We start from the raw sequence: 17,257 nt of genomic DNA on the forward strand, positions 1-17,257 counted from the left end.
GGGGGCCGGCGCGCCCGCCGCGGCGGCCGGGTCGCCGTGACCGCCCTCGGCGGGGGCCACGGCCTGTCCGCGTCGCTGCAGGCGCTGCGCCACGTCACCGACGACCTCACCGCGGTCGTCACCGTCGCCGACGACGGCGGCTCGTCCGGCCGGCTGCGCGAGGAGTTCGGCGTCCTGCCCCCGGGGGACCTGCGGATGGCGCTGTCGGCGCTGTGCGACGACTCCGGCTGGGGCCACCTGTGGCGCGACGTGCTCCAGCACCGCTTCGCCGGGGACGGCCCGCTCGCCGGGCACCCGCTGGGCAACCTGCTCATCGTCGCCCTGTGGCAGCTGCTCGAGGACCCCTCCGACGGGCTGCGGATGGTGGGGGAGCTGCTCGGCGCCCAGGGGCGGGTCCTGCCGATGTCGGACGACCCGCTGCGGATCGAGGCCGACGTCGTCGACCCCGCCGACGGTACCCGCTCGCTCGTCGTCGGTCAGGGGCACGTCGCCACCACGACGCACCGCGTGGAGACGGTCCGGCTGGTGCCGGAGCGCCCCCGGGCCAACCCCGAGGCGGTGGCCGCCGTGCTCGACGCCGACTGGGTCGTCCTCGGCCCCGGCTCGTGGTTCACCTCGGTCTGCCCGCACCTGCTCGTGCCCGACCTCGCCGAGGCCCTGCAGAGCACGGCCGCCCGCCGCTGCGTCACCCTCAACCTCGAGGCCGGCGGCACGGAGACCGTCGGCTACCGCTGCGAGCAGATGCTCGAGGTGCTCGGCGACCTGGCCCCGCAGCTCACCCTCGACGCGGTCGTCGTCGACCCCTCCGCGGTGGACGACCTGCCCGCCCTCCGGGCCACCGCGGCCCGCTTCGGCGCGGGCCTGCACGTGCGCGAGGTGTGCGAGGTGGTCGACGGCCGCACCACCGCGCGGCACTCGCCGCTGCGCCTCGCGGCGGCCTACGCGGACGTGTTCGCCGGGCGCCCGGCGGACGCGCGTCGGAACTAGCCCGCATCGTTTGGCAGGATGGCGGCATGGCGCTCACGGCATCGGTCAAGGACGAGCTGAGCCGGCTGCCCGTCACGCGCGTCTGCTGCCGGAAGGCCGAGGTCACGGCCACCCTGCGCTTCTCCAACGCCCTGCACATCGTCGCCGGCCGGGTTGTCGTGGAGGCCGAGCTCGACACCGCGCAGGCCGCACGGCGGCTCCGGCGCGAGATCGGCGAGGTGTACGGCCACCCCAGCGAGCTGCTCGTGCTCCAGCCCGGCGGGCTGCGCCGGGCCACCCGGTACGTCGTGCGGGTGAGCCGCGAGGGCGAGACCCTCGCCCGCCAGACCGGGCTGCTGGACCCGCGCAGCCGGCCGGTCCGCGGCATGCCGCCCCAGGTCGTCGGCGGGTCCGTCTGCGACGCCGAGGCCGCCTGGCGCGGGGCGTTCCTCGCCCACGGCTCGCTCACCGAGCCCGGCCGCTCCAGCTCCCTGGAGGTCACCGCGCCCGGCCCCGAGGCCGCCCTCGCCCTCGTCGGCGCCGGCCGCCGGCTCGGCATCCAGGCCAAGGCCCGCGAGGTCCGCGGCGTCGACCGGGTCGTCGTCCGCGACGCCGAGGCGATCAGCGCCCTGCTCACCCGCCTCGGTGCCCACGACGCCGTCATGGTGTGGGAGGAGCGCAGGATGCGGCGCGAGGTCCGCGCCACCGCCAACCGCCTGGCCAACTTCGACGACGCCAACCTGCGCCGCTCGGCCAGGGCGGCCGTGGCCGCCGGCTCGCGCGTGGAGCGGGCGCTGGAGCTGCTCGGCGAGGACGTCCCCGAGCACCTGCGCGAGGCCGGCCACCTGCGCCTGGCCCACAAGCAGGCCAGCCTCGAGGAGCTCGGCCAGCTCGCCGACCCGCCCATGACCAAGGACGCCGTCGCCGGGCGTATCCGCCGCCTGCTCGCCCTGGCGGACAAGAAGGCCGAGGACCTCGGGGTCCCCGGGACCGACGCCAACCTCACCCCGGACATGCTCGAGGTCTGAGGGCCGGACCACCGGGTACGCCGGTGGTCGACGCGCTTGTAGGGTCGTCGTCGGTGTGACGAGGACGACACTCCTGCTCATGGACAGCTCGCCCCCGGCAGCCCCGCCGGGTGCGGAACACCGACAGTGGAGGAACGACGTGACCGTACGGGTCGGCATCAACGGGTTCGGGCGGATCGGCCGCAACTTCTTCAGGGCCGCTCTCGCGGCGGGCGCGGACATCGAGGTCGTCGGGGTCAACGACCTGACCGACAACGCGACGCTCGCGCACCTGCTCAAGTACGACACCATCCTGGGCCGCCTCCCCGCCGAGGTGACGCACTCCGAGGACTCGATCACCGTCGGCGGCCACACCTTCCGTGCGCTGGCCGAGCGCGACCCGGCGGCCCTGCCCTGGGGCGAGCTGGGCGCGGACGTCGTCATCGAGTCCACCGGCATCTTCGTCGACGGGACCAAGGCCAAGGCGCACATCGACGCCGGCGCCAAGAAGGTCATCATCTCCGCGCCCGCCAAGAACGAGGACTTCACGGTCGTCATGGGCGTCAACGACGGGGACTACGACCCGGCGTCGCACCACATCATCTCCAACGCCTCCTGCACGACGAACTGCCTCGCCCCGATGGCCAAGGCCATCGACGACGAGTTCGGCATCGTCAAGGGCCTGATGACGACCATCCACGCGTACACGCAGGACCAGAACCTGCAGGACGCCCCCCACAAGGACCTCCGCCGCGCCCGTGCGGCCGCGGTCAACCTGGTCCCCACCTCCACCGGTGCGGCCAAGGCGATCTCGCTCGTCCTGCCCCAGCTCAAGGGCAAGCTCGACGGCTACGCGGTCCGCGTCCCGATCCCCACCGGCTCCGCCACCGACCTCACCGTCGAGCTGAGCCGCGAGGTGACGGTCGAGGAGGTCAACGCGGCCGTCAAGAAGGCCGCCGACGGCGTGTACCTCCGCTACACCGAGGACCCGATCGTCTCCTCCGACATCGTCACCGACCCCGCGTCGTGCATCTTCGACTCCGGGCTCACCAAGGTGATCGGCAACCAGGTCAAGGTCGTCGGCTGGTACGACAACGAGTGGGGCTACTCCAACCGCCTCGTCGACCTGGTCGCCCTCGTCGGCCGCTCGCTCTGAGGCGCGACGTGCAGGACGTCGACCAGCTCGGCCGGTCGCTCGGTGGCTTCTCCGGCCGCCGGGTGCTCGTCCGCAGCGACCTCAACGTGCCGCTGGACAGCTCCGGCGGCTCGCCGGTCATCACCGACGACGGGCGCGTCCGCGCCTCGGTGCCGACCATCCGCCAGCTGTCCGAGGCCGGAGCCGTCGTGGTCGTCTGCGCGCACCTGGGCCGTCCCAAGGGCGCCCCGGAGGCGAGGTACTCCCTCGCCCCCGTGGCCGCCCGGCTCCGGGAGCTGCTCGGCCGCGAGGTCACCTTCGTCACCACCACGGTGGGCCCGGAGGCCGAGCTGGCCGTCGCGTCCGCCTCGCCCGGTGACGTCGTCCTGCTGGAGAACCTGCGCTTCGACGCGCGGGAGACCAGCAAGGACGACGCCGAGCGCGGCGCCTTCGCCGACCAGCTCGCCGCCCTCGCCGACGCGTTCGTCTCCGACGGCTTCGGGGTCGTCCACCGCAAGCAGGCCTCGGTCTACGACGTCGCGCAGAAGCTGCCGCACGCCGTCGGCGGCCTCGTCCTGCGCGAGGTCGAGGTGCTCCGGCGCCTCACCGACGACGTCGAGCGGCCGTACGCGGTCGTCCTCGGCGGCGCCAAGGTGTCCGACAAGCTCGCCGTCATCGAGAACCTGCTCGGCACCGCCGACCGGATCCTCGTCGGCGGCGGCATGGTGTTCACCTTCCTCGCGGCCCAGGGCCACGAGGTCGGGAACAGCCTGCTCGAGGCCGACCAGGTCGAGACCGTCAAGGGCTACCTGGCCACGGCGGAGGAGCGCGGCGTGACCGTCGTGCTCCCCAGCGACATCGTCGCGGCGACGGCCTTCGCGGCCGACGCCGAGCACGACGTCGTCGCCGCCGACGCCATCCCCGCCGACCGGATCGGGCTGGACATCGGCCCCGACGCCGCGGCGGAGTTCTCCGCGGCGCTGTCGGACTGCCGGACGGTGTTCTGGAACGGGCCCATGGGCGTGTTCGAGATGGAGCCGTTCAGCCACGGCACCCGCGCCGTCGCCACGTCGCTCGCGGCGCTCGAGGGCCTGGGTGCCCTCGGTGTCGTCGGCGGCGGGGACACCGCGGCCGCGGTCCGCGCGCTCGGCTTCTCCGACGACGACTTCGGCCACGTGTCGACCGGCGGCGGCGCGAGCCTGGAGTACCTCGAGGGCAAGCAGCTCCCCGGGCTCGCCGTCCTGCAGGACTGACGGCAGCCCTCCCCGCGCACGACGACGGCCCGGCGGCCCCGCCCCCGGGCCGTCGTCGTGCCCGCGGTCCCGCACCACCCGACATCCCCGACAGGAGCAGCATGGCGACCCGCACCCCCCTCATGGCCGGCAACTGGAAGATGAACCTCGACCACCTCGAGGCGACCCACCTGGTCCAGAAGCTGTCGTGGCTGCTGCGCGACGCCGGCCACGACGCCGCCTCCGTCGAGGTGGCCGTCCTGCCCGCGTTCACCGCGCTGCGCAGCGTGCAGACCCTCGTCGAGGCCGACGACCTCCCTGTCCGCACCGGCGGGCAGGACATCTCCGCCCACGACTCCGGGGCGCGCACCGGCGAGGTCTCCGGCGCCATGCTGGCCCGCCTCGGCTGCACCTACGCCTGCGTCGGGCACAGCGAGCGTCGTGAGTACCACGGCGAGGACGACGCGACCGTGGCCGCCAAGGCCGCCGCCGCGCACCGCCACGGCCTGGTGCCGATCGTGTGCGTCGGCGAGCCCCAGGAGGTCCGCGAGGCCTCCGAGCACGTCGCCTACACCCTCGCCCAGCTCGACGGCTCCCTCGCCGGCCTGGGCGGCGAGCAGGTCGCCGCCACGGTCGTCGCCTACGAGCCCGTCTGGGCCATCGGGACCGGCCTCACCTGCGGTGCCGACGACGCGCAGGAGGTGTGCGGCGCGATCCGCGCGCGCCTGGCCGAGACCCACGGCGACGCCGTCGCCGCGCAGGTCCGCGTGCTGTACGGCGGCTCGGTCAAGCCGTCGAACGTCGCCGGCATCATGGCGAAGCCCGACATCGACGGCGCGCTCGTCGGGGGCGCCTCGCTGGCCGCCGAGGACTTCGCCGGCATCGTGAGGTTCCGGGAGCACCCGACCGCGTGACGTATCCTCGCGGGTGCGGGTCGTCGACCCGTCCGCGGCCCCACCGTGGTCCCGGCAGGCCGGAGACCACCGACGACGGAGACAGAACCGACCGTGACTGACGTCCTCACGATCGTCCTCCAGGTGATCCTGGCCGTGACGAGCCTGATCCTCATCCTGCTCATCCTGCTCCACAAGGGACGGGGCGGCGGGCTGTCGGACATGTTCGGCGGCGGCGCCTCGGGCGGCATGGGCGGGGCCAGCATCGCCGAGCGGAACCTCGACCGGCTGACCATCTCGGTCGGCCTGGTGTGGGCCGTCGTCATCGTGCTCCTCAACCTGCTCACCCGCTTCGACATCTGAGGCGGGGGCCGCCGTCCGGCGGCCCCGGCACGACGCGGCCCAGGGCCCGGCGCGGCACCCCCGCGACCACGGCCGGGCACGGACCCCCGCACCCCCGCCGCCCCCGCGCGGCACAGCGACCAGCACAGACACACGGAGGAACCACATGGCAGGCGGCAGCGCGATCCGCGGCAGCAGGGTCGGGGCAGGCCCGATGGGCGAGGCGGAGCGCGGCGACGCGGCCCCCCGGGTCAACGTCACGTACTACTGCGCGAACGGCCACACCGTGCGCCCGTCCTTCGCCGAGGAGAGCGGGAGCGAGGTGCCGGAGCAGTGGGACTGCCCGCGCTGCGGCTTCCCCGCCGGCCGCGACCCGGAGAACCCGCCGGCGCCGCACAAGGTCGAGCCCTACAAGACCCACCTGGCCTACGTGAAGGAGCGGCGCTCCGACGCCGACGGCGCGGCCATCCTCGACGAGGCCCTCACCCGGCTGCGCGAGCGCAAGATCATCGTCTGACGGCACGCCCGTCGTCAGAGAGGCCCCCGGTGCGCGTGCACGGGGGCCTCTCTGTCTGTCGTGGCGGCGCCGCCCTCCGCTGACGCAGACGTGACCGGGGGCCGCCGTGCCTCAGGGCGAGGCGGGCCGGGCGAGGCCGCCGGGCAGGCGGGAGGCCGCCGCCCGGTCGAGCAGCCACAGCGTGCGGCGCGAGCCGTAGGCGCCGGCGGTCGGCACCTGCCGCTCGCCGGCGCCGCCGAGCGCCATCGCCGCGACCGCGGCCTTGTCCTCGCCGGCGACCGGGAACCACACCTCGGTGGCGGCCCGCAGCGCGGCGAAGGTCAGGCTCACCCGCTCCGGCGGCGGCTTGGGCGCCCCGCGGACCCCGGTGACGGTGCCCGTGGCGTGCAGACCGGGGTGCTCGGGGAACAGCGAGGCGACATGCCCGTCGGGGCCCATGCCGAGGACGGCCACGTCGAAGCGCGGCACCTCGAGCCGGTCGCCCGGGCGGCGGTGGCGCCGCAGCTCCTCGGCGTACGCGGCCGCGGCCTCCTCGGGCGTTCCGCCGTGCGGCGACCCGGCCGGCGCGACACCGTGCAGGTGCGCGGGGTCGACGTCGACGTGGTCGAGCAGGGCCGCCCGCGCCTTGGTCTCGTTCCGCTCGGGGTCGCCGTCGGGCAGGTGCCGCTCGTCGCCGAACCACACGTGCAGCCGCGACCAGTCGACCGCGGCCCGGGCGGGGGAGCGGCGCAGCTCCTCGAGCATACCGATCCCGGTCGTGCCGCCGGTGAGGACGACGTGCGGCACGGCGCCGGAGGACTGCAGGTCCGTCACCGTGGTGACGAAGCGCGCCGCCGCGGCCGCGACGAGCGTCGCGGTGTCGCCGTGGACGACGACCGAGACGGGGGCGCTCACGGCGCCACCGCGCGAGCGCTCATGCCGCGGCCCCCGCGGGGCCCTCGTGGTCCAGCAGCGAGCGGACGACCTCGGAGTACGTGACGTCCGGGTCGAGCCGGCGCAGCTCCTCGGCCAGGCACTCCGCCACCGAGCGCCGGGGCAGCCCGAGCCGGTGGTCGGGCTCGCCGGGCTGGCTGAGGACGGCCTGCGCCCCCTCCGGCCGGGACAGGACGATCCGGCCGGCGTCGCGGACGAGCTCGACGGAGTGCATGCCGTGCTCCCCGGCGACCTCGCGCTCGACGGGGCAGTCGAGCCGGGCGTGCAGCCAGGCCGCGAGCAGGTCGGTGCTCGGGCTGTCCGCGGCACCCCGCACGACGGCGGACGTGACCGGCTGCTGGGGCGGCAGGTCGAGCGCCGCCGCGAGCAGCGCCCGCCAGCGCGTCGTCCGGGTCCACGCCATGTCGGTGTCGCCGTCGGTGTGGTGGCGCGAGCGGGTGCGCAGCGCGCCCTGGGGGTCGTCGCAGCCGGCCGCGTCGGTGATCCGGCGCTGGGCGAGCCGGCCGATCGGGTCCTCCGAGATGTCGTCGGGGGCCTGGCCGGGCCACCAGGCGACGATCGGCGCGTCGGGCAGCAGCAGGGGGACGACCACGGACGCGCCCTGGTCGGACAGCTCGCCTGCCAGGCGCAGCACGACGATCTCGCCCGCGCCGGCGTCCCCGCCGACGCGGATCTGGGCGTCGAGGCCCGTGTCGCCCGACGCGTCCTCCGACACCACGACGAGCACCCGCATCGGGTGCTCCCGGCTGGCGTCGGTGGCCGCGGCGATCGCGTCCTCGGCGCCCGCGGACGGGGTGAGGACGACGAGGGTGAGGACGCGCCCGAGCGCGACCGCCCCGCCGCTGGCGCGCAGGTCGACGAGGCTGCGGTTGATCTTCGAGGTGGTGGTCGCGGGGAGGTCGAGGATCATCGTCGGCTCCTGCCGGTCGTCGGGGCGGCGCTCACGGCAGCCGCCAGGTCCGGCCGTCGCGCGCCATCATCTCGTCGGCGCCCGCCGGTCCCCAGGTGCCGGAGTCGTACTGCTCGGGCTGCCCCTGCGTGGCCCAGAACTCCTCGATCGGGTCGAGGATCTTCCACGACAGCTCCACCTCGGCGTGCCGCGGGAACAGCGGCGGGTCGCCGAGCAGGACGTCGAGGATGAGCCGCTCGTAGGCCTCGGGGGACGACTCGGTGAAGGAGTGGCCGTACCCGAAGTCCATCGTCACGTCCCGGACCTCCATGGCGGTGCCGGGCACCTTGGAGCCGAACCGCAGGGTGACGCCCTCGTCGGGCTGGACCCGGATGACGATGGCGTTCTTGCCCAGGCCGCCGGCCGCGGACTGCTCGAACGGCAGGTGCGGCGCCGGCTTGAAGACGACGGCGATCTCCGTCACCCGCCGGCCGAGGCGCTTGCCCGCCCGCAGGTAGAACGGCACGCCCGCCCAGCGCCGGGTGTCGACGTCCAGACGGATCGCGGCGTAGGTCTCCGTGGTGGAGTCGGCGGGGATGCCGTCCTCCTCCAGGAACGCCCGGACCTTGCTGCCGCCCTGCCAGCCGGCGGCGTACTGCCCCCGGGCGGTCGCGGTGGACAGGTCGGCGGGCAGCCGGACGGCGGAGAGGATCTTCTCCTTCTCGTTGCGCAGGTCGTGCGCGGCGAACGAGACGGGCTCCTCCATCGCCGTGAGCGCGAAGAGCTGCAGCAGGTGGTTCTGGATGACGTCGCGCGCCGCGCCGATGCCGTCGTAGTAGCCGGCCCGGCTGCCGATCCCGATGTCCTCGGCCATGGTGATCTGGACGTGGTCGACGTAGTTGCCGTTCCACACCGGCTCGAACAGCTGGTTGGCGAAGCGGAGCGCCAGCAGGTTCTGGACGGTCTCCTTGCCGAGGTAGTGGTCGATCCGGAAGACGGAGTCCGGCGGGAAGACCTGCTCGACGACCTCGTTGAGCTCGCGGGCGCTGGCCAGGTCGTGGCCGAAGGGCTTCTCCACGACCACGCGGCGCCAGGCGTCCGCCTCGGAGTCCGACAGCCCGCTGCGGGCGAGCTGCTTGACCACCACGGGGAACGAGCTGGGCGGGACGGACAGGTAGAACGCGTGGTTGCCGCGGGTGCCGCGGTGCTCGTCGAGCTCCTTGACGGTGCGGGCGAGCTCGTCGAACGCCTCGTCGTCGTCGAAGGTGCCCTGGACGAAGCGGATGCCGTCGGCCAGCTGCTGCCAGACCTCCTCGGCGAACGGCGTGCGGGCGTTCTCCTCGACCGCGTCGTGGACGACCTTGGCGAAGTCCTGCCGGTCCCAGTCGCGGCGGGCGAAGCCGACGAGCGCGAAGCCCGGCGGCAGCAGCCCGCGCTGCATGAGGTCGTACACGGCCGGCATGAGCTTGCGCTTGGCCAGGTCGCCGGTGACGCCGAACATCACGAGGCTGCCGGGCCCGGCGATCCGGGAGAGCCGGCGGTCGCGCGGGTCGCGCAGCGGGTTGTCGTCGGAGCCGAGCGCCCCGGTCAGGCTCACCGGGCCCCCGCCACGGGGTCGGCGGCGGACCGGCCGAGCGAGGCCGCCACGGCGGCGAGGCCGTCGGTGCCGTCCACCCGCAGCGTGAGGACCGGGCGACCGAGGCCGCGCAGCACGTCGGCGTCGCCGGCCGCCTGGGCCGCCTTGAGCCGGCCGAGGCTGAACTCGCGGCCGGGGACGTCGAGGTCCTCGGCGAGGTCGCCGACCACCTGGACGAAGACGCCCACGGCGGGGCCGCCCTTGTGCAGCTGCCCGGTGGAGTGCAGGAACCTCGGACCCCAGCCGAACGTCACCGGGCGACCGGTCCGCGCGGCGAGCGCGTCGCGGACCTGGGCGAGGTCGGCGTGGGCGAGCCGGTCCAGGTACACCATGACGGCGACGTAGCCGCGGCCGTCGGTGGCGTCCAGGTGCGCCAGCGTCGCGTCCACGGCGGCGTCGAGGTCCTCGGCGGTGCCCTCGGGGAGGGTGTCCTCGTCGGCCACGACGTCGACGCCGCGGTCGACGAAGCGGGCAGGCGTAGGCTCGGGCGTCTTCTCGAGCAGGCCGCGGGCGGCGTTCTTCGCGGTCTCCACGTCGGGCTGGTCGAACGGGTTGATGCCGAGCAGGAAGCCGGCCGCGGCGGTGGCGTGCTCCCAGACGAGCATCTGCGCGCCGAGCGGGCCCGTCACCCGCACCTCGACGTCGCCCGCGGCGGAGGCGTCCGCGGACCCCGCCGACACCGCGACGCGCACGGCGTCCGGCAGCAGCCCGGTCGCCTCGGGGGCGTCGGGGCCGACGACGACCGGCAGGACGCCGTGGCCCTGCTTGCCGGTGGACTCCGCGACGAGCTGCTCGACCCAGTTCCCCAGGCCGGGCAGGCCCGAGCCGGGGGAGTCGACGAGGACGAGCTTGTCGCGCAGCCCGGTGCTGCCCTGCACGCCCGCGAACGCCGCACCGAGGCGGAGGGCGGGGTTGTCGGGCGAGTCGGTCGCGCACACCTCGACGGCGGACAGCGCCTCGTCGAGCAGCTGCCCGACGTCGGCGCCGGCCAGCGCGGACGGGACGAGCCCGAACGCGGTGAGGGCCGAGTAGCGGCCGCCGACGTGGGGGTCGGCGCGGAAGACGGCGCGGTAGCCGGCCTCGGTGGCGACGGTCTCCAGCGGGCTCCCCGGGTCGGTGACGACGACGACGCGGGTGCGCGGGTCGATCCCGGCGGCGGTGAACGCCTCCTCGAAGATCCGGCGCTGGCTGTCGGTCTCCACGGTGCCGCCGGACTTGCTCGACACGACGACGACCGTGCGGTCGAGCTCGACGAGGGCGGCGCGGACCTGGCCGGGGTCGGTGGCGTCGAGCGTCACCAGCGGCACGCCGTGGGCGGCGCAGACGACCTCGGGGGCCAGGGACGACCCGCCCATGCCGGCGAGCACGACCCGGTCGACACCCTCGGCGCGCAGCTCGTCGCGCAGGGCGACGAGCTCGTCGACGAGGGGGCGGGACGTCGCGGGCAGGGTGGTCCAGGCGAGGCGGACGGCTGCCTCCTCGCGGGCCTCGGGCCCCCACACCTCCGCGTCGCCGGCGCTCGTGCGGGAGGCGACCTGCGCCTCGACGAGGCGGACGAGCGCGTCCTGGGAGCCGTCGACGACGACCCCGGAGACCTCGACCTGCACGGGGCCGCCGGTCACCTGCCGGCCTCGGCGAGCGCCTTCTCGACGGTCTCGAGCAGCTCGCCCCAGCTGGCCGAGAACTTCTCGACGCCCTCGCGCTCGAGCCCGGCGACGACGTCGGCGTAGCCGATGCCGAGCCGCTCGACGGCGTCCAGCGACGCGGAGGCCTCGGTGTAGGTGTCGCGGACGGTGTCGCCGGCCACCTCGCCGTGGTCCTCGACCGCGTCGAAGGTCTTCAGCGGCATGGTGTTGACGGTGTCGGGCGCGACGAGGTCGGTGACGTACTTGGTGTCCGGGTACGCGGTGTCCTTGACCCCGGTCGAGGCCCAGAGCGGACGCTGGGGGTGGGCACCGGCGGCGGCGAGGTCGCTCCAGCGGGTGGAGGCGAGCATCTCCTCGAACGCCTGGTAGGCGAGCCGGGCGTTGGCCACGGCGGCGGTGCCCCGCAGCTGCTTGGCCTCGGCGGAGCCGTCGGCGTCGAGCCTCCCGTCGACGGTGCCGTCGACACGGCTGACGAAGAACGAGGCGACCGAGTGGATGGTCGACACGTCCTTGCCGTTCTCCACGGCGCGCTCGAGCCCGTCGAGCCAGGCGTTGAGGACGGCGCGGTACCGGTCGAGGGAGAAGATGAGCGTGACGTTGACGCTGATCCCGTCGGCGAGGACGCCGGTGATGGCGGGCAGGCCCTCGACGGTCGCGGGGATCTTGATCATGACGTTGGGCCGGTCGACCGTGGCGAACAGGGAGCGGGCCTGGGCCAGCGTGCCGTCGGTGTCGTGGGCCAGGCCCGGCTCGACCTCCAGGCTCACGCGGCCGTCGACGCCGTCGGTGGCCTCGTAGACCGGGGCCAGCACGTCGCAGGCCTCGCGGACGTCGGTGGTGGTGATCGCGGTGACCGCGTCGAGCACGCTGGCGCCGGAGGCCCGGAGCTCGGCCATCTGCTCGTCGTAGGCGTCGCCCTTGGCCAGGGCAGAGGCGAAGATCGTCGGGTTGCTCGTCACGCCGACGACGCCGCGGTCGACGAGGCGCTGCAGGTCGCCGCCGCGTACCAGCTCGCGGGACAGGTCGTCCAGCCACACGGAGACGCCGTGGCGGGCGAGGGCGGCGACGGGCTCGGACACGGACGGGGATGTGCTCACGTGGCGCTCCTCAGCGGTACGGACGGGTGGTACAGGTGGTCGTGCAGGTGGTCGTGCAGGTGGTCGTGCGAGGTGGTCGTGCAGGCGGTCGCGCCTGACGGTCGTGCGCGGGTGGTGCCGGTGCGGTGCGCCGGGCGGCGCCCCCCGCGGGGGACGCCGCCCGGCGTCGCCTCAGGACGCGGCCGCGATGCTCTCGATCGCAGCGGCCACGACGGCCGCGGGGGTGAAGCCGAACTTCTCGAACAGGACCTCGGCGGCCGCGCTGGCCCCGAAGTGCTCGATGCTCACGCAGCGGCCGGCGTCGCCGACGAGGCGGTACCAGGGCATGGCGACCCCGGCCTCGACGGACACCCGGGCCCGGACGGACGGGGGCAGGACCTCGTCCTGGTAGGCCTGGTCCTGCTCGGCGAACCACTCCATGCAGGGGACCGAGACCACGCGGGCGGCGACGCCCTGGCCGGCGAGCTGCTCCTGCGCGGCCAGCGCGATCTCCACCTCGGAGCCGGTGGCGAGCAGGACGACGTCGGGGGAGGCGCCGTCGGCGAGGCCGTCGGCCTCCTTGAGCACGTACGCGCCGCGCGCGACACCGTCGACCGCACCGAAGCCGGAGCCCTCGGAGCGGTCGATGACGGGCAGGCCCTGCCGCGACAGCGCCAGGCCGGCAGGCAGGCCGCGCTCGAGGACGGCCTGCCAGGCGGCCGCGGTCTCGGTGGCGTCGGCCGGGCGGACGACGGCGAGGCCGGGCATGGCGCGCAGCGCGGCGAGGTGCTCGACCGGCTGGTGCGTCGGGCCGTCCTCGCCGAGGCCGATGGAGTCGTGGGTCCACACGTACGTCACGGGCAGGCCCATGATCGCGGCGAGGCGCACGGCGGGGCGCATGTAGTCGGAGAACACGAGGAACGTGCCGCCGTAGGGACGGGTCCCGCCGTGGACGGCGATGCCGTTGAGGATCGCGCCCATCGCGTGCTCGCGGATGCCGAAGTGCAGGGTGCGGCCGTACGGCCCGCCCGGGAACTTCGTGGTGGCCCACTTCTCGGGGACGAAGCTGGGCTCGCCCTTCATGGTCGTGTTGTTGCTCCCGGCCAGGTCGGCGGAGCCGCCCCACAGCTCGGGGAGCACGCCGGCCAGCGCGCCGAGGACCTCGCCGGAGGCGGCGCGGGTGGCCACCTTCTTCCCGGCCTCGAACGTCGGCAGCGCGGACTCCCAGCCCTCGGGCAGGCGCCCGTCGGCCATCCGGTCGAACAGCTCCGCCCGCTCGGGGTCGGCCGAGCGCCACGCGTCGTAGCGCTCCTGCCAGGCCGCGTGGGCCTCGGCGCCGCGCCGGACCACGTCGCGGGCGTGGGCGAGGACGTCGTCCTCGACGTGGAAGGTCTTCTCGGGGTCGAGCCCCATGAGCTCCTTGGTGGCGCGGACCTCGTCGGCGCCGAGCGCGGACCCGTGCGAGGCGCCGGTGTCCTGCGCGTTCGGCGCGGGCCACGCGATGACGGTGCGCAGGACGACGAAGGACGGGCGCGGGTCGCGGCGGGCCTCCTCCAGGGCGGCGTGCAGGGCCGGGACGTCCTCGACGTAGCCGCCCTCGGAGTCCTTGCTGCCGCGCCAGTCCACGGTGACGACGTGCCAGCCGTAGGCCTCGTACCGGGCCGCGGTGTCCTCGCTGAGGGCGATGTTGGTGTCGTCCTCGATGGAGATGCGGTTCTGGTCGTAGACCACGACGAGGTTGCCGAGCTCCTGGTGCCCGGCCAGCGACGACGCCTCGGACGTGATGCCCTCCTGGATGTCGCCGTCGGAGGCGATGACCCAGATGTGGTGGTCGAACGGCGAGGTGCCGGGGGCCGCGTCGGGGTCGAGCAGGCCGCGCTCGCGGCGGGCGGCCATGGCCATCCCGACGGCGGTGGCCAGGCCCTGGCCGAGCGGGCCGGTCGTGGTCTCGACGCCGGCGGTGTGGCGGTACTCGGGGTGGCCGGGGGTGCGCGACTCGTAGGTGCGCAGCGCCTTGAGGTCGTCGAGCTCCAGGCCGGTGCCGGACAGGTAGAGCTGCACGTACTGGGTGATGCTGGAGTGGCCCGCGCTCAGCACGAAGCGGTCGCGGCCCTCCCACGTCATGTCGGCCGGGTCGTGGCGCATGACGCGCTGGTACAGCAGGTAGGCCAGCGGGGCCAGGCTCATGGCCGTGCCGGGGTGGCCGTTGCCGACCTTCTCCACGGCGTCCATGGCCAGGGCGCGCGCGGTGTCGACCGCTCGGCGGTCGGCGTCCTCCCAGACCAGGGTCGGGGTCGTGCTCGTGTCGGCGTCGCTCACAGCGGGTGGCTCCATCCGGGTCGCATGCGACCCCTCGAGGCGTTGCGGGTGCAGGTGTACCGGTGCCCACCCACCCTAGTGATCACACACCCGTGCTCGATCCCGTCCCGCGCCCCGGACGGGGGGCCTCTCGCTCCCCGGCTCAGCCGAGGAAGGGGTCGACCGCGACAGCGAGGAAGACCACCGACAGGTACGTGATCGACAGGTGGAACACGCGCATCGGCTGCAGGGTCGTCCCCGTGCGCAGCTGGCGCCACAGCCGGACCACGGCGACGGTGAAGACGGCGCCCGCGAGCGCGACCGTCACGGTGTAGACGACGCCCATCCCGGCGACGGGGACCAGCAGGAGCGTGCAGGCCACCATGGCGAGGGTGTGGGCCAGGGTCTGCCATGCCAGCGACGCGGCGGAGCCCACGACGGGCAGCATCGGCACCCCGGCGGCGGCGTAGTCGTCGCGGTACCGGATGGACAGCGGCCAGTAGTGCGGCGGCGTCCAGAAGAAGATGACGGCCGACAGGACGACCGGCGCCCAGGCCAGCTCGCCGGTGACCGCGGCCCAGCCGATGAGGACCGGCATGAACCCGGCGGCGCCGCCCCAGACGATGTTCTGCGACGTGCGGCGCTTGAGCAGCAGCGTGTAGACGACCGCGTAGAAGAACACGGCGAGGACCGCGAGGGCGGCGGCCAGCGGGGTCGTCCAGACCAGGAGCACCGCCACCGAGGCGACGCCCAGGCCGAGGCCGAACAGCAGGGCGGCACGGGGGCTGATCTCGCCGGTGACCAGCGGGCGGCCCTGCGTGCGCCGCATGACGGCGTCGATGTCGCGGTCGGCGACCTGGTTGAGCGTGTTGGCGCTGCCGGCGGCGAGGCTGCCGCCGACCAGCGTGGCCAGCGTCGTCACCCAGCCGGGCAGGCCGCCCGCGGCCAGCACCATCGTCGGCACCGTGGTGACGAGGAGGAGCTCGATGATGCGCGGCTTGGTGAGGGCGAGGTAGGCCGCGGCGAGGCTGCGGGTGGGGGCGCCGGGGGCGGGCGCGGGGACGCTGGCCTGCAGGGGGGAGGCGCTCACGAGGTGACCAGCTGGCCGGGGCGGGGGCCCGCCTGCGGCGCGGGGGCGGCAGCAGGGGCCGCGGGGGCCTGCGTCCCGGCGACGGTGCGGGTGCCGGTCACGGCGTCGGTCCGGGCGTCGTCCGCCCCGTCGGGACCGGCCACCGGGCCGCGCACGCGGGTGGCCATGACGAGGGCGACGAGCGCGACGACGAGCAGGCAGGCGCCGAGCATGTGGAGGTTGACCAGCGCCCGGGGGAGCCCCGTGAAGTACTGGACGTAGCCGATCCCGCCCTGGGAGAGGGTGACCGCGAGCAGCTGCCAGGTGCGGCGCCGCAGCAGCGCGGGCACGCCGAGGGCGTGGACGGCGGCGAGCAGGCCGAGCAGGAGCCCGAGGAACAGGACGACGCCCTCGGCGTGCAGCGTGCTGATGGCGCGCGGGTCCAGGTCGAACCGGACCGGGACCTCGGCGTCGCCGGAGTGCGGGCCGGAGCCGGTGACGAGGGTGCCGACGACCACGGTGGCCGACCCGGCGAGGACGAGGCCGGCCGTGAGCAGCCGGAGCGGGGCCGGCAGCAGCAGGCGGCGCGGCCCGTCGGGCTCGTGCAGGCGCAGCAGCAGGGCCGCGGACACCGCGACCAGGAGCGCGGAGACGAGGAAGTGCGCGGCGACCGTGGCGGGGTGCAGCCCGGTGAGGACGGTGATGCCGCCGAGCACCGCCTGCAGGGCGGTGCCGACCAGGACGGCCAGGCCGTAGCCCAGGAGCCGGCGGCGGTACAGCCACAGCAGGACGACGACGGCGAGCGCGGCGACGGCGACGACCCCGGTGAGCGTGCGGTTGCCGAACTCGATGACCGGGTGGATGCCCAGCTCCTGCTCGACCGTCGGCGTGAACGACCCGGGGACGCACTCGGGCCACGTCGGGCAGCCGAGGCCGGACGCCGTGAGGCGCACCAGGCCGCCGGTGACGACGATGCCGACCTGCACGACGAGGTTGACGACGACCGCGATCGTCACGACCCGGGGGAGCCGGGCGGGGGGTGCGGCCATACGACGAGGATAGGGCGCGCCCGCGGCTGGTCCTCGCCCGGGGGAGGGTCCGTCCGGCGGTCCCCCGCCCGCAGGGCTCAGGTGCCGAGCGTGCCCCGGACGAGGCTGGCGCCGGAGTGGGTCGGGTCGCCGTCGAGCGGCTCGGCGGACACGTCGACCAGGTCGTAGGCGGCCACGTCGAGACCGCGGGGGACGGCGAGCTCGGCCGTCACCTCGCCGGGCGCGCCCGTCGGGACCGGCCCGAGGGAGACCATCGCGCCGCTGTCGGGGTCGATCAGCCAGGCCTCGAAGAAGCCGTCGCCGGTGTCGGGGAGCTCGTCGAGCCACACCTGCAGGACGCGGTCGCCGCCGTCGGCGGGCCCGCCGTCCGTCGCCGGGGTGCCGGCGCGCGGGACCTCGGCCAGCCGGGCCGAGCCCGAGACGTCGGTCCCCTCGCCGGCACCGAAGGCCACGAGGTCGGCGGCGGCCAGCACCGCGGGCTCCGGCGTCGTGCCCGAGGGGTCGTCGAGCAGGCGCGGCAGGAGCACGGCGGCGCCAGTCGCGCCGACCGCGAGGCCCGCGGCGGCGAC

At 75.1% G+C, this 17,257-nt stretch carries 16 protein-coding genes; 7 read left to right on the top strand and 9 right to left on the bottom strand.

Going from position 1 to position 17,257, the window contains the following annotated elements:
* Positions 1-36 precede the first annotated feature (36 nt).
* The 7 genes from WCS02_RS08400 to WCS02_RS08430 all read left to right on the top strand — a co-directional run bounded on the left by WCS02_RS08400 (position 37) and on the right by WCS02_RS08430 (position 6,092).
* Complete coding sequence (locus WCS02_RS08400; protein WP_340291976.1) at positions 37-987, top strand: gluconeogenesis factor YvcK family protein; 951 nt, start codon at positions 37-39, stop codon at positions 985-987.
* Between the two features lie 26 nt (positions 988-1,013).
* The gene (gene whiA / locus WCS02_RS08405) at positions 1,014-1,994 is read left to right on the top strand and encodes a DNA-binding protein WhiA (protein WP_340291948.1); all 981 of its coding nucleotides are present in this window, start codon (positions 1,014-1,016) and stop codon (positions 1,992-1,994) included.
* Between the two features lie 139 nt (positions 1,995-2,133).
* Complete coding sequence (gap, locus tag WCS02_RS08410; protein WP_340291950.1) at positions 2,134-3,129, top strand: type I glyceraldehyde-3-phosphate dehydrogenase; 996 nt, start codon at positions 2,134-2,136, stop codon at positions 3,127-3,129.
* A gap of 8 nt (positions 3,130-3,137) precedes the next feature.
* Positions 3,138-4,361 (top strand): phosphoglycerate kinase, encoded by a 1,224-nt coding sequence (locus WCS02_RS08415; protein WP_340291952.1) that lies wholly within the window; start codon positions 3,138-3,140, stop codon positions 4,359-4,361.
* Positions 4,362-4,462: 101 nt separating this feature from the next.
* On the top strand, positions 4,463-5,254 hold the full coding sequence (tpiA, locus tag WCS02_RS08420) for a triose-phosphate isomerase (protein ID WP_340291955.1): 792 nt from the start codon (positions 4,463-4,465) through the stop codon (positions 5,252-5,254).
* A gap of 93 nt (positions 5,255-5,347) precedes the next feature.
* Positions 5,348-5,596, top strand: coding sequence for a preprotein translocase subunit SecG (secG, locus tag WCS02_RS08425; RefSeq protein WP_340291957.1), 249 nt, complete (start codon positions 5,348-5,350; stop codon positions 5,594-5,596).
* 145 nt (positions 5,597-5,741) lie between these two features.
* Positions 5,742-6,092 (top strand): RNA polymerase-binding protein RbpA, encoded by a 351-nt coding sequence (locus tag WCS02_RS08430; protein ID WP_340291960.1) that lies wholly within the window; start codon positions 5,742-5,744, stop codon positions 6,090-6,092.
* Positions 6,093-6,203: 111 nt separating this feature from the next.
* Here the strand turns inward: WCS02_RS08430 and pgl are convergent, their stop codons facing one another.
* The 9 genes from pgl to WCS02_RS08475 all read right to left on the bottom strand — a co-directional run.
* Positions 6,204-6,986 (bottom strand): 6-phosphogluconolactonase, encoded by a 783-nt coding sequence (pgl, locus tag WCS02_RS08435; RefSeq protein ID WP_340291962.1) that lies wholly within the window; start codon positions 6,984-6,986, stop codon positions 6,204-6,206.
* A 19-nt stretch (positions 6,987-7,005) separates the two neighbouring features.
* Entirely contained in the window at positions 7,006-7,935 is a 930-nt protein-coding gene (opcA, locus tag WCS02_RS08440) for a glucose-6-phosphate dehydrogenase assembly protein OpcA (RefSeq protein WP_340291964.1), read from the bottom strand.
* A gap of 31 nt (positions 7,936-7,966) precedes the next feature.
* Positions 7,967-9,511 (bottom strand): glucose-6-phosphate dehydrogenase, encoded by a 1,545-nt coding sequence (gene zwf / locus WCS02_RS08445; protein WP_376983701.1) that lies wholly within the window; start codon positions 9,509-9,511, stop codon positions 7,967-7,969.
* On the bottom strand, positions 9,508-11,172 hold the full coding sequence (locus WCS02_RS08450) for a glucose-6-phosphate isomerase (RefSeq protein WP_340291966.1): 1,665 nt from the start codon (positions 11,170-11,172) through the stop codon (positions 9,508-9,510). Before WCS02_RS08450 ends, zwf begins: the two co-directional genes overlap by 4 nt.
* Positions 11,169-12,293, bottom strand: coding sequence for a transaldolase (gene tal, locus WCS02_RS08455; RefSeq protein ID WP_340291968.1), 1,125 nt, complete (start codon positions 12,291-12,293; stop codon positions 11,169-11,171). The genes WCS02_RS08450 and tal overlap by 4 nt, the downstream gene beginning before the upstream one ends.
* A gap of 171 nt (positions 12,294-12,464) precedes the next feature.
* Complete coding sequence (gene tkt, locus WCS02_RS08460) at positions 12,465-14,606, bottom strand: transketolase (protein WP_376983700.1); 2,142 nt, start codon at positions 14,604-14,606, stop codon at positions 12,465-12,467.
* Positions 14,607-14,733: 127 nt separating this feature from the next.
* Positions 14,734-15,660 carry a heme o synthase gene (locus WCS02_RS08465; RefSeq protein ID WP_376983699.1) on the bottom strand — a complete coding sequence of 309 codons (927 nt, stop codon included), beginning with the start codon at positions 15,658-15,660 and terminating at the stop codon, positions 14,734-14,736.
* The gene (locus WCS02_RS08470; RefSeq protein ID WP_340291972.1) at positions 15,657-16,688 is read right to left on the bottom strand and encodes a COX15/CtaA family protein; all 1,032 of its coding nucleotides are present in this window, start codon (positions 16,686-16,688) and stop codon (positions 15,657-15,659) included. Before WCS02_RS08470 ends, WCS02_RS08465 begins: the two co-directional genes overlap by 4 nt.
* A gap of 77 nt (positions 16,689-16,765) precedes the next feature.
* On the bottom strand, positions 16,766-17,257 hold a 492-nt coding region (locus WCS02_RS08475; protein WP_340291974.1), incomplete at its 5' end, for an anti-sigma factor.

The organism is Aquipuribacter hungaricus, assembly GCF_037860755.1.
GTDB classification, from domain to species: Bacteria; Actinomycetota; Actinomycetes; order Actinomycetales; family JBBAYJ01; genus Aquipuribacter; species Aquipuribacter hungaricus.